The sequence below is a fragment of the Chitinophaga sp. RCC_12 genome (assembly GCF_041360695.1).
Classification (GTDB): Bacteria; Bacteroidota; Bacteroidia; order Chitinophagales; family Chitinophagaceae; genus Chitinophaga.
The window spans coordinates 98972-111837 of sequence record NZ_JBFUPS010000011.1 but is presented as its reverse complement, the minus strand read 5'-3'; the positions used below and the strand labels follow the sequence as shown (position 1 = coordinate 111837).

At 46.3% G+C, this 12866-nt stretch carries 12 protein-coding genes; 9 read left to right on the top strand and 3 right to left on the bottom strand.

Translation table 11 applies throughout. From position 1 onward, the window contains the following. Nucleotides 1-60 precede the first annotated feature (60 nt). Entirely contained in the window at nt 61-831 is a 771-nt protein-coding gene (locus AB6805_RS26860; protein WP_370912519.1) for an NIPSNAP family protein, read from the bottom strand. Nucleotides 832-927: 96 nt separating this feature from the next. On the opposite strand from AB6805_RS26860, the gene AB6805_RS26855 reads away from it, so the two are divergent. The 4 genes from AB6805_RS26855 to AB6805_RS26840 all read left to right on the top strand — a co-directional run bounded on the left by AB6805_RS26855 (nt 928) and on the right by AB6805_RS26840 (nt 4204). Continuing rightward, on the top strand, nt 928-2046 hold the full coding sequence (locus AB6805_RS26855; protein WP_370912518.1) for a suppressor of fused domain protein: 1119 nt from the start codon (nt 928-930) through the stop codon (nt 2044-2046). Between the two features lie 150 nt (nt 2047-2196). Then, nucleotides 2197-3072, top strand: a complete 876-nt coding sequence (locus AB6805_RS26850; protein ID WP_370912517.1) for a TraB/GumN family protein — start codon at nt 2197-2199, stop codon at nt 3070-3072. A gap of 12 nt (nt 3073-3084) precedes the next feature. Next, a complete protein-coding gene (locus tag AB6805_RS26845) occupies nt 3085-3588 on the top strand; it encodes an RNA polymerase sigma factor (protein ID WP_370912516.1) in 504 nt (167 codons plus the stop codon). Further along, nucleotides 3578-4204 (top strand): hypothetical protein, encoded by a 627-nt coding sequence (locus tag AB6805_RS26840; RefSeq protein WP_370912515.1) that lies wholly within the window; start codon nt 3578-3580, stop codon nt 4202-4204. Before AB6805_RS26845 ends, AB6805_RS26840 begins: the two co-directional genes overlap by 11 nt. 67 nt (nt 4205-4271) lie before the next feature. Here AB6805_RS26840 and AB6805_RS26835 read toward each other — a convergent pair whose 3' ends face one another. Both AB6805_RS26835 and AB6805_RS26830 read right to left on the bottom strand, forming a co-directional pair. Next, nucleotides 4272-5171 (bottom strand): glycerophosphodiester phosphodiesterase family protein, encoded by a 900-nt coding sequence (locus AB6805_RS26835; RefSeq protein WP_370912514.1) that lies wholly within the window; start codon nt 5169-5171, stop codon nt 4272-4274. A 38-nt stretch (nt 5172-5209) separates the two neighbouring features. Beyond that, nucleotides 5210-7165 carry a glycoside hydrolase family 97 protein gene (locus AB6805_RS26830; protein ID WP_370912513.1) on the bottom strand — a complete coding sequence of 652 codons (1956 nt, stop codon included), beginning with the start codon at nt 7163-7165 and terminating at the stop codon, nt 5210-5212. 461 nt (nt 7166-7626) lie between these two features. Here AB6805_RS26830 and AB6805_RS26825 point away from each other — a divergent pair, with 461 nt between their 5' ends. The 5 genes from AB6805_RS26825 to AB6805_RS26805 are packed head-to-tail and all read left to right on the top strand — an operon-like array spanning nt 7627 to nt 12857. Further along, nucleotides 7627-9405, top strand: a complete 1779-nt coding sequence (locus AB6805_RS26825; protein WP_370912512.1) for a type VI secretion system Vgr family protein — start codon at nt 7627-7629, stop codon at nt 9403-9405. A gap of 18 nt (nt 9406-9423) precedes the next feature. Further along, nucleotides 9424-10923 (top strand): zinc-dependent metalloprotease, encoded by a 1500-nt coding sequence (locus AB6805_RS26820; protein ID WP_370912511.1) that lies wholly within the window; start codon nt 9424-9426, stop codon nt 10921-10923. A gap of 1 nt (nt 10924) precedes the next feature. After that, a complete protein-coding gene (locus tag AB6805_RS26815) occupies nt 10925-11410 on the top strand; it encodes a hypothetical protein (protein ID WP_370912510.1) in 486 nt (161 codons plus the stop codon). Nucleotides 11411-11420: 10 nt separating this feature from the next. Continuing rightward, a complete protein-coding gene (locus AB6805_RS26810; RefSeq protein ID WP_370912509.1) occupies nt 11421-12368 on the top strand; it encodes a hypothetical protein in 948 nt (315 codons plus the stop codon). A 6-nt stretch (nt 12369-12374) separates the two neighbouring features. Continuing rightward, a complete protein-coding gene (locus AB6805_RS26805) occupies nt 12375-12857 on the top strand; it encodes a DUF4280 domain-containing protein (RefSeq protein WP_370912508.1) in 483 nt (160 codons plus the stop codon). Nucleotides 12858-12866: the final 9 nt, after the last annotated feature.

The following is a 12866-nucleotide window of genomic DNA, read 5'->3' as shown; positions in this document are numbered from 1 at the left end:
GGGGCTACGGTGGCGGTATAATAAATGGAGTGGCAGGTGCATGCCTGCCACTCCAAGGTATTACAGGTCTGAATAATCTGTTGGTCTCAGGAACAGGATATCTGATTTGGATACATTGTGACTGTATTCTTCCAGCGCCGACAGGGCTTTCCATTTCGGATCTGCACTAAATGCCTTCCAGTGTTCATCGCGGTCTTCCTTATTGTTGAAAGTGGTCATGTACATCAGGTTGGGCATGCGTGAACCGGAAATGACAGTCGCATAAAATACCGCATTAAAGTTGAGGTTTTTGAAAATGCCGATTTCATCGCCGGTATTGAACATCTTTACTTTATTGACGTGGTATTTCTCGGAAGGGCTTTCATAACTGCGCAGTTCATATACCCGTTCATTTTTGGGAGCTTTCAATGAGGGAGCCTCCAGTACGGGCATCCCGGGAAACGCCTGTAACAGGATGGATTCTATCCTGGTAAAAGGAACATTGTTCCAGGCTGCATCCGTATAGTCTTTTCCGTTAGCCTGGAAGGACTTGTCGGCCTGCAGGGTTTTATCCAGGTTGGTGAACTGCTCGAGCGACTGGAATGGGATCAATACGTAGATCCGGATTTCGGCCGTATCGGCAGTAACCGGTTTGAACACGCCGGCCTGTTTGATGCCTGCATGGTGTAATGCCGGGAGGAATGCTTTTTCCAGGTAATTATCTACCAGTGTTTCCTGCGCTTTTGTTTTCAGGTGGTAGATTTTGATCTGATAAAATTGTCGTTCTTTGGCAGTGAGTGTAGCTGAACAAAACATCATGAGTGCCATTAACAGGGTGGAATATCTTTTCATAAAAAATTAATTGTATACCTGACAAAATACAGCAATTGAGGCAGGAATTATAGTATTGCCGGGATTGTGTTATTTTTCGATCTTAAAAGAATAATTATGTCTGAGCCGGTAATGTTGATAGACCAGCCTAATAACAGGGGAACTTTATATGCCGTAGTGGAGCAGGACGACAGAGTGGCTTATTTTTACCTGTATCCATCGGAATTATTGACCACAAAGTATTCGCCGCGACCATGCTGGTTGCGTAACCTGCAGCCGGCGCCCGCATCGAAAGACGTTGCAGCCATGAAAGAAGGCATGGCGCCTATGTTGGAAGTAGCCTACTGCAACCACCCCGAAGGCCGTGAACCGCTGGAAAAAGAGCGTATAACAATTGTATGGACGGAAGAGGGAGATGGAGCAGCGGTATTATATGATAATGAAATACTGGGTGTGATACCCGGCTGGAGTTTGTATAATGATGAACACGCGGTAGCCTATGCTGCGGATTGTACCGGCGCCGGCGAAAACGACCGGCTGATGCCACTGGGCAAACGGGGCGCCAACGCCATGTATGAGCGCGTAGACCAGGCCATTGCCTTCTGGAAAGACTGGGAAGGCGAAACCAGCCAGGCATGGAGCATTTTGCAGGACCAGTATCTGAAAGCCTATGAAGCCGAGTTTGGTCCCATCCAGAAGTACTACGCCATCGACGGCGGACAATGGCCCCCGATGGCATTGGGTAAATTTGAGAAAGATGACGTGGTATACCTGCTCACCCTGGGGATTAGTATCCGCCCGATGCCATGGGTAGAACTCCTGTACAGCGACCGGGCCCCCGGGTTCCGCCGGATGGAACTGGCGATGGCAGTGAGCAGCAAAGATTATACGGATAAAGAGATCATGGCGATGGCCGGCCTGATGTCTGATATGGCCGACAGGCCCTGGAAACAGGTTACCTGGCTGGGAGAAGGCCATACGGTAAGCTCAGAGGAACTCCCGGCGCCTTTCGAGAGCGTAGTGGTATCCTCCGCCTTATATAATGGCCCCGCCATCGGGTTGCCGGAGGTATATGGCGATAAGGTGAACTTGTACTGGCTGGCCCCCATCACGAAACTGGAAAGGGAATATGCGCACTCCCGGCCTAATGCAGGCTACGACCTGCTGGAGAAAATGATCCATCATAACCTGAACCACATCGTTATCCGCAGGTCTGAATTGCCCGCTGATAAATAACGATACCTCTTTTACAGGAAAAGGTCTGCTGCAAAGCAGACCTTTCTCTTTACTGGTGGCTGGTTTAGGAGTTTTTTGAAAAAAAATTGAAATAATCTGTAACGAAGTGATTCCATCGCCTACCAATTCTGAAAAGAAAATCAAAAGCATATGAAAAATATCTTCAGGAAGATCGCAGCAGCTACATTGGTAATCACAGGCTTATTTGCAGGTAAAGCGGTTGCACAGCAGCCAACCAGCCAGGACAAATCATTATTGTGGGAAGTCAGCGGTAACGGATTATCGAAGCCCTCTTATTTGTATGGCACCATCCACATGATTTGTGAAAATGATTTTAAAGTAACAGAAAAAACCAAACAGGCATTAAGTAAGTCGGCGCAACTGGTCATTGAAGCCAATATCCTCGACCCCAATATTAACACCATCATGGCTAAAGCCATGGCGTCTGATGTGCCGTTGAGCAAAAAATTGTCTCCTGCCGACTACCACGACGTGGATTCTATCCTGAAAAATAAATGTGGCGTGCCTTTGGCGCCGTTTGAAAATTATCAGCTGGTCGCTACTATCTCCCTGCTGGCCATGAAATCATTTCCCTGCCAGGAATTAAAATCTTATGAAACTACTTTTATACAAACAATGCAGGCAGATAAGAAGCATATCGGTTACCTGGAAGGATTGGAAGAACAGGTGGGATACCTGCTGAAATCTTATACCGATAAACAAATTGTTGAACAGGTAAAAGCTTTCGACAGCAGCAGTATAAACATGAACAAACTGGTGGCAGCCTATAAAGCAGAAGAGCTGAGTAATATGTACAACCTGATGACTACTCCGGACCAGATGGATGAAAATGCCATTCACTGGATGCTGGAAGTGCGGAACAAAAACTGGGTTGATAAAATGCCCGGAATGATGCAGCAGGAAAGCACTTTCTTTGCAGTGGGCGGCGCCCATCTTGCAGGCCCTATCGGACTGATTAAATTATTAAGAGAGAAAGGATATACGGTTACACCTATTTTGAACTAAAGCTATCACCGATTGAAAAACAAGGAAAAAGAATTTCTTGAACTGGTTGAAGCCCACAAAGGAATTATTCATAAGATTTCCAGGATGTATATGGATGCTGAAGATGATCAGCAGGATCTTACACAGGAAATTATCTACCAGCTATGGAAATCTTACGACTCCTTTCAGCACCAAAGCCGCTTCTCCACCTGGATGTACAGGGTTGCGCTGAATACCGCACTGGTATTCTTCAAAAAAGAAAAAAGAAAAATGGTTGTTACAGACACTATGCCGGAACACATGGCCATGGAAGAAAATGTAACAGCTACAAAAGAACTGCAACTGACACACTTTTACAGGGCGGTACAGAAACTGGAAAGACTGGAAAAGGCATTGGTTTTTCTTCACCTGGAAAATTATTCCCACAAAGAGATCGGGGAAAACCTGGGTATCTCCGAAGGAAATGCCAGAATTAAGCTTAGCAGGGCAAAAGACAAATTAAAAGAACTGATTAAAAAACAAGGTTATGAATTTTGATGATATAAAATCTGCATGGAACAACGATAATGAAAGCGGCAATGTAGTGGTTCCTTCCAGTGTAGACCAGTTAAAAACCTTACAACTGCCAGTGGAAAAACTGCGCAAGGCGATGCAAATGGAATTTTTTGTACAGCTTTTCAGCCTGGTACTGATAGCCTTTACACCTAAAATTTTTCCACTCGATCCCGTGATGGTGGTGCCTTTTTATGCGGTGTACCTGGTGGTGATAGCCATCTCTGTTCAATATTATTATAAGTTCAATACTTTTTATAAGAGTCTTGGTACAAATACCCTCAGCTCAAAAGACAATCTATATGCTTTGTATTACGAGGCCAGGCTGAATATTGAAATGTATAAAGCTTACACCTATACACTGCTTCCTTTTGCGCTGATCATTGGCGTTATGTACATGGTGAGCCATAAAAGCAGTGAGATGACCAGCTTGCTGGCAAAGGCTGCTGATCACCGGGGAATTGCGCTGGGTTTAGCTGCAGCTTTTGTTTTGCTGGTGTTACTGATTACCGCCTTAACGGAAATATGGATCAAACAAAGTTATGGGAAGTACCTGAAGCAGATCGGGCAGGTGCTGGAACAGTTTAAAGAAAATGCATAGATAAGAATAAAAAGTAAAGAGCGGGCCCACAAATGATGTCGGCCCGCTCCTTATTTTAAAGTAAGTATTAATTCTGATAGCTGCCCACCAGTTTTATCAGTTTATCAGGGGCATTGGAAATAATGCCATCTACTCCCCAGGAGATGAGTTTTTTTAATTCGCTTTCGTCATCTACCGTCCATGGAATAACCGCTACTTTTTTATCGTGTGCTTCTTTTACCAGGGTTGGCGTTACCAACAGGTAGTTCGGGCTGTAGATGGTGGGCGTGAATCCCAGCTTTTCAAGGTTGTCGCTGAAGCTGTCTTTGTTACCTATCAGCAAAGCAGTTTTCTGACCGGGATGGGTTTTGTGCAATTCCTGCAGGGGGCGGATGTCGAACGACTGGATAATAACGCGGTCCGTAATTTTTTTCCTGTTGATGACTTCCATTACGCGGGCTACAAACTCCGCTGGTCCGGGATTATAGATGCCATCGCCATCGGGAGCGCTTTTGGTTTCCATGTTGTAAAACACCGGTTTGAGGTGATGTGTTTTTATATACGTTTCCACACTATCTATCAGGTCTGTTAGCAGTGGCCGGTGAACCATCATTTTTTCCTGTTGCGGAAAGCGGGGATGTGGTTTTGTACCTGCGTCATATTTCCGGATGCTGTCGTAAGACATTTTATACAATGCGAGGCTTTTTTCTTCGGCTTTGGAGATATCCGAGCCATCAGGCTTGCGCATAAATTCTGCCGACATATACGCATCGTGCGATACGACTACCTGTTGATCTGCTGTAATGATGCAGTCGAGTTCCAGTGTTCTGGCGCCTAATTTTACGGCGTTGATCATAGCGGGAATGGTATTCTCCGGCATCAGGGCCATTCCCCCGCGATGTGCCTGTACATCTATCGGGTGTTGTGCTATTGCGCTGCTGGTAAACAGGCTACCCAGGACAGCTAAAAATAAAGTACGGTTCATCATTGCAAAGTGAATATAAATGGTTTACCGACAATGTTATTTTATTGTTGCTTCACGATCCTTGCGGCCCAGCCGCCGCCAACGTTCATTACTACCGGTACTTTCGAGTTTTTATCTATCGTTATCTGTTCCATTTTATAGTCTTGTGCGTTCCTGTCGGCGTTGATACCATCTTTCCAGACATGCATGGTATAGGTACCTTTCGGCAGGAAAGAACAATCCAGTGTTAAGGTGCGTGGTGTGAAGTTGGTCATACCGCCTACATACCAATCGCCGTTAGCAGCCTTGCGCGCGGTAAGGATATAGTTGCCAACGCTGGCCTGCAGGGCAATGGTGGTGTCCCATACGCTGGGAACCGCCTCGAGGAACTGCATACACTCCGGTTCTTTATAGTAGTGCGTGGGATTATCTGCCAGCATTTGCAGCGGGCTTTCATATACCACGTACATTGCCAGCTGGTGGCAACGGGTACCGATGCTCATTGGGTTGCTGAAATGAGGAGCCCAGTCTCCCTTTTGTGCGTTCAGCATGGCGCCGGGTGTATAATCTGCCGGTCCTGCTGCCATACGGATAAAAGGGAAGGTAACGTTATGATCCGGTGCAATGGATTTGCTTTGATCGCCTTTGCTTTGCTCCAGTCCATACACGCCTTCAAAAGAAATTACGTTGGGGTATGTACGTTGGAGCCCTGCCGGTTTGTGCGCGCCGTGGAAGTCTACTAACATTTTATGTGCGGCGGCGGCTTTAGCTACTCTTTCGTAATAGTTCACCATTGGCTGGTCATCGCGCTGCATGAAGTCGACCTTGATCCCTTTGATATTCCATTTGGCAAAGCGTTCCATTGCTGCCTCCAGCTGCTGATCCAGTGCCAGCCACGTCGTCCACAGGATGATGCCTACATTTTTGGAAGCTGCGTAGCGCGATAATTCTTCCATATTTATGTCGGGTACTGTTTTCAGCAGGTTGCGGGTATCGCTCCAGCCTTCGTCCAGTACTACATATTCCAGTTTGTATTTGGCGGCAAAGTCGATGTAATATTTGTAAGTGTCGGTATTGATACCTGCCCGGAAATCCACCTGGTAGATATTATTATCGTTCCACCAGTCCCAGATGGCCTTGCCGGGCTTCACCCAGCTGTAGTCACCGGTAGCCGGCTGCGCGAGTTGATAAGGAAGTTCATTTACCAGCAGGTCTTTATCTTCCGGTGCTATCATCACAATGCGCCAGGGCAATTGGGAAGCGCCTTCTTTTTTGGCGATAAAGTTTTCCCTGGTTTCTACTTCTTCATCACGGTCGGAAGTTATTTTTTTCTTTATCGGGTAGTGGGGAAATACGGCCTCCAGTGTGTTGCTGCCATTTCCCTGAAGCCACATCCCGGCGTGATTAAGGAGACCTGTTTCGGTGATCAGTAATTTGGTGCCGTTTACGTTGAACAGTGCAGGCAGGCTGGCCAGGCTTTTCGGGCCGCGGATACTATCTATGGTCAGTTTTTGATAGAGACGTTCGTTATGGGAGAAGAACCCGCTTTCAACCGGGTACCAGGCGCTGTCTTTTGCCTGGAGGGCGAAGCCGGCCTGCTCGTTCACCACCTGCCAGGCGCCTTTGTTATTAATGAGCCAGCGCCATGCAATACCATTGTTGTAGGCGCGCCATTGCAGGGAGGTGCGGTTTTTAAAATTGAGCTGCAACTGATCGTAGTGATCTTCAATGAAGGTACTCTTCTGCTTTACTACCGGGCGAAGCGTTTGTGTTACCGACGACGTTTTAGTGCCGGTAACTTTCCAGTTACCATCAGGGCTGACCGAGGTAGCCACGCCGATAGTGGCCGGCTGCAACAATACCTGGCCATTGTAGGATAAGGAATACTGTATACTATCCTTTACGGTTATACGTATATTTATTTTACCGTCGGGCGAGCGTAATGTATATTCCTGCGCCGCTGCTGCTATGCTTCCTGTAATGGCTATCCAGGCAAGCATCCATCCTTTCAGATTCATTATTTCCGTTTTAAGTTGTATAAAATGCAATTTCCTCCGTACGGAGAAGCAGGGGTTAAATTAATCGTTATTTCATAAACTTTACATGATAAATTACCGCTGCATCCTGAAAGCTGCTTTCAACAACAGTACTGGCGTTGACGAGTGTTGGCCTGCTAGATAAGTTAATCTTTCGCCGCCGTTGTATCTTATAAACATTAGGTATCCTGCTTATTATTTAACGGCAGAGCTCTTTTATTTTATCGCATCAGCGGCGTTATTTTTTTGTTGGCGTATGATTGAAATTGTGACACTTGTTGTATATTAGTTGCTGACTGTAACCATGTCAATCTCCTGTTGTGTGTTTTAACCCGTTAATGGCAACAGTAGATATTAATTCCAATTTTTTGAAGTAGTTACCCGATATCATTTCTATGGTGATAAAAAGGTATAACCATATTTAAAACCGTAAAAGCTGCGAAATGTCATTGTATACGCACACCTCATTCACTATTGGTGATCATCAGTTTACTTCTTTTCATTCCCTTGCCCTGCATCAGACTATCCGCGGCCATCATAGCTTTGAGATCATGATCGGGTACGATTGGCTTACCAAACTTGGAAAAGGATTGTTTAATGCCGGTAAGGAGTTCCTGGGAAAAGAAATTTCCATCTCTGTGAAACCTGTTGAATCAAATGCCGTATACAAACCTTTAAATTTTAATGGTATTGTGAGTGGTATCAGCATGGGAAAAGAAGCCGATGGTACCCACGGATTTTGCGTGATCAAAGGACATAGTGTAACTATCCTGCTGGAAGATGATGAACATATTGCCTGTTATGAGCAGAAAACATTGTCGGCTATTGTCAATGAAGCCCTGAAGGGATGCGGGCCTTACGCCAAATCGCCCGCGGTAGATCCGGCGCATACCGACGCACTGAAATATATTGTACAGTATAAAGAAACCACCTACGGGTTTATAGACAGACTCGCCGCCCGTTTCGGGGAATGGTTTTTTTATGATGGAGAGAAGGTGGTGTTTGGAAATTACCGGCCGCAGAAAACAACACTTACACACCAGGTAGACCTGATCGGGTTTAACCTCGATCTTACCGTGAAGTCCAATAATAGCCGCTTCTATGGCTATGATTACCGGCAAAACCAGGCGGTAAGCAATGATACCCTGTCGGTGCCCGCAGGTAACACCGACGTATATACGAGCCACCTGAAAGAAGTAAGTGAACGGCTGTATAAAAAAACGTCGCAGTATAAACTGAATCAATCGTTTGGTACCGCAGCAAAATCGCAACTGGATAAATATACGCAGGTACAAAAGAAAGGAAGGCTTTCGCAAATGGCCGTCCTGAAAGGTACCAGCCAGCAAAGTGCATTACGCATCGGGGATATCATTACCGTTAATGAATCGGTACTTTCCAATGAGCACCATGGCGAGTTTGTAGTAACGCAACTCGCGCACTACTGCACAGAAAACGGATTATATAAAAACACCTTTGAAGCCATACCTGCCGCAGCCGCCATGCCGGAGGTAGACCTCTACCGCACACCGGTATGTGAAGCGCAAAGCGCTGTGGTAACCGATAACAATGACCCCAAAGGACTGGGCCGTGTACGGGTAAAATTTCAGTGGCAGCAACAAGGAGCTACTCCCTGGCTACGATTGGTATCCCCGCATGGAGGTACTGAGAAAGGGTTTTATTTTATACCTGAAAACGGGGAGGAAGTATGGGTAGATTTTGAAGGCGGTAATCCTGAAGTACCGGTGGTACTTGGCACCGTGTATAACGGAAACGCGAAAACGGGCTTCGGTGATGCGCAAAATAACCTGAAGGTCATTAAAACCCGCAGCGGGCATATCATCCGCCTGGATGATACCGATGGCGCGGAAAGCATCACCATCACCGATAAATCCGGTAACATCGTTACAATGGACACCAGTGCCCAAAGTATTAACATTGCCGCGATGGAAAACATCACCATCAATGCTAAAAATATCAGCTTTACGGCAAAAGAAAACATACAGGTAAGCGCAGGTAAAAACCTGTCGCAAACTGCGGTGAAAGACTTTAGCCTGCTTGCTGCCAATATCAAAGAGGTGGCGGACGATACGCTCCAGCGCACCGCTAAAAATATGGAGAAGACCGCCGAAAAAGTGAGTATGAACAGTACCAAAGAAAATATTGAAATGCACAGCGCCAAACAGATCGTGAATAAAAGCGGCGACAAGGCGAAAATGTTTTAACCCCACAACCAGGTACAGATGGGAAATATGATCTCAGTAGCAAAAACAATTGTTGAAAGCTCCGAGCTGTCAACTACCTATGCCACCAATGGTGATATCAGCTTGAATGCCGCCAGCCAGGTAAAACTGCGCAGCACAGAGAAAATCATTTATGATAAGTATAAGGCGCCGCCAGCAAAAGAAAAGGAACTGAAAAAGTTTCTGGTACACTTCAGGCGGCCGGCAGGTTACAAAGGGGAATATGGGTTCGACTGGCTCCGGGACGAATATATCTATCCCCTTATTTACATTGAACGCGATAATAATAACCAGCCGTGTAACAGCACAGTGCCACTGGTTAGCGACGTAGCCGCCGCAAAAAGCGAGTACCTGAAAGATGTAAAGAACCCGGTGAAGCCATACGGCGTTGACTATTACCCCGCATGGTTGTCACTTTTTCCTTATACTACTTCACAACAGTTTAAATACGGTTCTTCCATGAATAAAGACGGCGCCCGGCTGGACCTTGAACTGGAAGAGATAGAGGAAGTAATCAGCGATGGTACCGAGATTATCTTCGAATCAAAAAATCCTAACCTGAAAATAACCCCGCAGAAAATAAATATCGCTGCATTAATGGGAAGCGGCCAGCAAACGCGCTTCCGGCCAGGCGGCGTAAAAGTTAAATACTATACGTTGAAAGGCGCCGTGACTGTAGTAAGTGCCAATGCACCACTACAACAGCATGAAGAAATAAAAGTGTTTGCAAAGCTCGGCAATAAGAAGGAAGAAGTGGGCAAGCTGATGGTGTATAATAATCACGTCATTCCCAAAATGGAGTTGATACTGGTGAAGGTAGGCACACAGGCTAACAGTCTTCCTGCTATTGATCAGCAAATGGTAAAGGACATAGAGTACCAGTTTAAAAGAGGTTCATATAACCAGGCGCTTATCCGCGCCGAAATTAAAACCGACACCATTTTTGAAACCGGCGTACTCCCTTTAACTGACCATGACGTTACCAGCTATTGGAATAATGTTCTTGGTGGAGCAACTGCCTTCAATGAGCAACAGTTCCTGGAGGAAGTGATGAAGCTGTATGAAAAATACGGGCAGCACAAACCCAATGGCGGCCGCATTAACGCCGATGCTAACAAGCGCACCTATATATTCCTCACGGATTTACCCGCCGATTTTAACGGCATCGCTGCTGCCGCCAACGGAGACGTGATAAAGGAATTTGTATGGGGAAATGCCTTCGTTGTATTCCTGAAAGGGCTCAATCAACGGCGTACCCTGTTGCATGAAGCCGGCCATTCGCTCGGCCTGCAGCATACGTTCAGCGCCGGGCAGCCTATGGCGGGACTAAAGCCGCCGCCCTATACTTTTTACCAGGGCCACACGGATAACATCATGGATTATACCTGGCAAACAAACGGTAATCTGAATCCACACAATGCCAAAGATAATATGCGGTCCTTTTTTAAGTTCCAGTGGGACATCATGAGACAGGACCGGAGTTTAATTTTAAATTACTAGTATGCGCGGGAGTTTGATAACGCTTTTATTGATGCTAACGGTAATGGATATACCACCGGCACAAACAAAATCCGGAACCGGTGCAGTGGCCTGGGTTCACTTTGGTGTTTTCTCCACTGGCATCCGGGTGAAGTACCGCGTTACGCCTGAAGCACTGGAGCGATACTGGCTGGATACCACTGGCGTAAAAATAGATTCGTCCGTACAAACATTATCCTCCGGTCAATGGCAGCGAAGCCGTTTTATACTGGATTCCATTCCGTCGCTGTTGTTAACCGCCGGTACTACTACTCATAGCTGGGGTTGCCTGTATTGCGGAGAGCAGCCGATGGTCATAGTGGAAGTTGGGTTTAAAGATAAAAGGCCCCCTATGTCGTACCAGATAGATGCCGATACCAGCCGCATTCCGGCAGCTATCAGGCATTACGTGGGAAGCGTAAAAAAAGAGGTATCGCAACTGATTACTGAAGGGAATAAAAAAAAGTAGCCATACCGATATGAGTAATCGTTCTTTCCGGTTTAACCCGGTACATCTCAGCAGAACTTACGGCGTAACCTATATTATTCAATCGGCCGGCAGGGAACAGGCGATCAGTTATGAGATAACGGTAAGCTGCTCCAAAAGATTACCCGGTAATATGTTCCTGTTTGAAATCAATAAAGGACAGGTATATATGAATGACCAGGCGCCGGAAAAAATGATTGATAAGCTTGCAGAGCAATGTGGGAAAGTATTGTACCCGTTGCAGATAAAGGTGAACGAAGCCGGGCAATTTACCGGTATCGCCAACCAGTTACAGATTGCTGCTGCCTGGGCTGCCGCCAAACCGGGCATTCAACAGTATTATACCGGCGATATTACAGACGAAATAATAGCATATATGGACCTGGCAGTAAGCAGTGAACCACATATTTACCAGTCGCTATGCCGCGATTGGTTTATGGCCCTTTATTTTGCCGACCTGTATCAGCCCGGCAGCGATATCATGAAACGCCAGCTTACTACGGCATTGCCGGTAATGCCTTATACCGCGCCCGTGCTGTTTAACGTTACGCAGCAATCCATACAGCACAATACCGCCAGCGGTAGTTTGGTGCTCCAGCAGAAAGGTGGTTGCAGCGACCCGCGTAGTGTGGAAGACATTTCCGCGGAGAAGGAAATTCCCTTGTCCCGGCAGTTACACGGTATTCACACACCCGCAAAAGGGCAGGTGGATATCACTTATAAATTATACCAGACCGATTATTCGATCAATGCCATAACAGGAGAATGCAGTTTGCAGCTCACTCCTGACCAGGATAAAAAAGTAACATTTACGATCTATCATTTGCGGGAAAAAGATAAAACGCAGACGCCGGCAATGTCAGTGCTGTTGCCGGAGAAGGAGTTGTCCGGGAAGAAGAAAAGCCTTTTTTCCTTCTTTTTCAACCGCAGGGAAAATTAAAAAGATATGAGCGAAAAACATCTGGTTTGCCAGGGCGCCGTTTGTAAGTGCCAGTTTGGTACCGCCCCCGATAAACTAAAAGTGAAGAGTCAGCAGGTGCATTATATCAACGACAAAGACGGTGCAGAGAAACCGTTAGGGAATACCAAAGATATTGGTCAGCCTTTTGAAGCCAATACCTTTGGCAGCTGCAGTAAAAAGAATAACACGCCCTGTACGCCGTCAGTTACGGCCTGGAGCGGGTTTTACGATAAAGTGGTATTACCGGGAAATGCTTATATTTTGCTGGAAGATAGTAAGGCGACCTGCGCCACCGGTGGAAAGGATTGTATCTCTATCATCTTTCACGGGCAAACAGCCGATATGACAAAAAAAGACGCAGAGAAAGCTGACAAGGAAGTACAAACACACCTGAATCCCATGATGGATGTACAGAAAGTAGAAGAAGATTTATTTCTGATCCGGTTTCCACAGGGACAACCGTTTTAAAAATAGTTG

Excerpts from the sequence above, each read along its gene's own strand:
- AB6805_RS26860 (WP_370912519.1), bottom strand. The coding sequence starts at position 831 with ATGAAAAGATATTCCACCCTGTTAATGGCACTCATGATGTTTTGTTCA.
- AB6805_RS26855 (WP_370912518.1), top strand. The coding sequence starts at position 928 with ATGTCTGAGCCGGTAATGTTGATAGACCAGCCTAATAACAGGGGAACT.
- AB6805_RS26850 (WP_370912517.1), top strand. The coding sequence starts at position 2,197 with ATGAAAAATATCTTCAGGAAGATCGCAGCAGCTACATTGGTAATCACA.
- AB6805_RS26840 (WP_370912515.1), top strand. The coding sequence starts at position 3,578 with ATGAATTTTGATGATATAAAATCTGCATGGAACAACGATAATGAAAGC.
- AB6805_RS26835 (WP_370912514.1), bottom strand. The coding sequence starts at position 5,171 with ATGATGAACCGTACTTTATTTTTAGCTGTCCTGGGTAGCCTGTTTACC.
- AB6805_RS26830 (WP_370912513.1), bottom strand. The coding sequence starts at position 7,165 with ATGAATCTGAAAGGATGGATGCTTGCCTGGATAGCCATTACAGGAAGC.
- AB6805_RS26825 (WP_370912512.1), top strand. The coding sequence starts at position 7,627 with ATGTCATTGTATACGCACACCTCATTCACTATTGGTGATCATCAGTTT.
- AB6805_RS26820 (WP_370912511.1), top strand. The coding sequence starts at position 9,424 with ATGGGAAATATGATCTCAGTAGCAAAAACAATTGTTGAAAGCTCCGAG.
- AB6805_RS26815 (WP_370912510.1), top strand. The coding sequence starts at position 10,925 with ATGCGCGGGAGTTTGATAACGCTTTTATTGATGCTAACGGTAATGGAT.
- AB6805_RS26810 (WP_370912509.1), top strand. The coding sequence starts at position 11,421 with ATGAGTAATCGTTCTTTCCGGTTTAACCCGGTACATCTCAGCAGAACT.
- AB6805_RS26805 (WP_370912508.1), top strand. The coding sequence starts at position 12,375 with ATGAGCGAAAAACATCTGGTTTGCCAGGGCGCCGTTTGTAAGTGCCAG.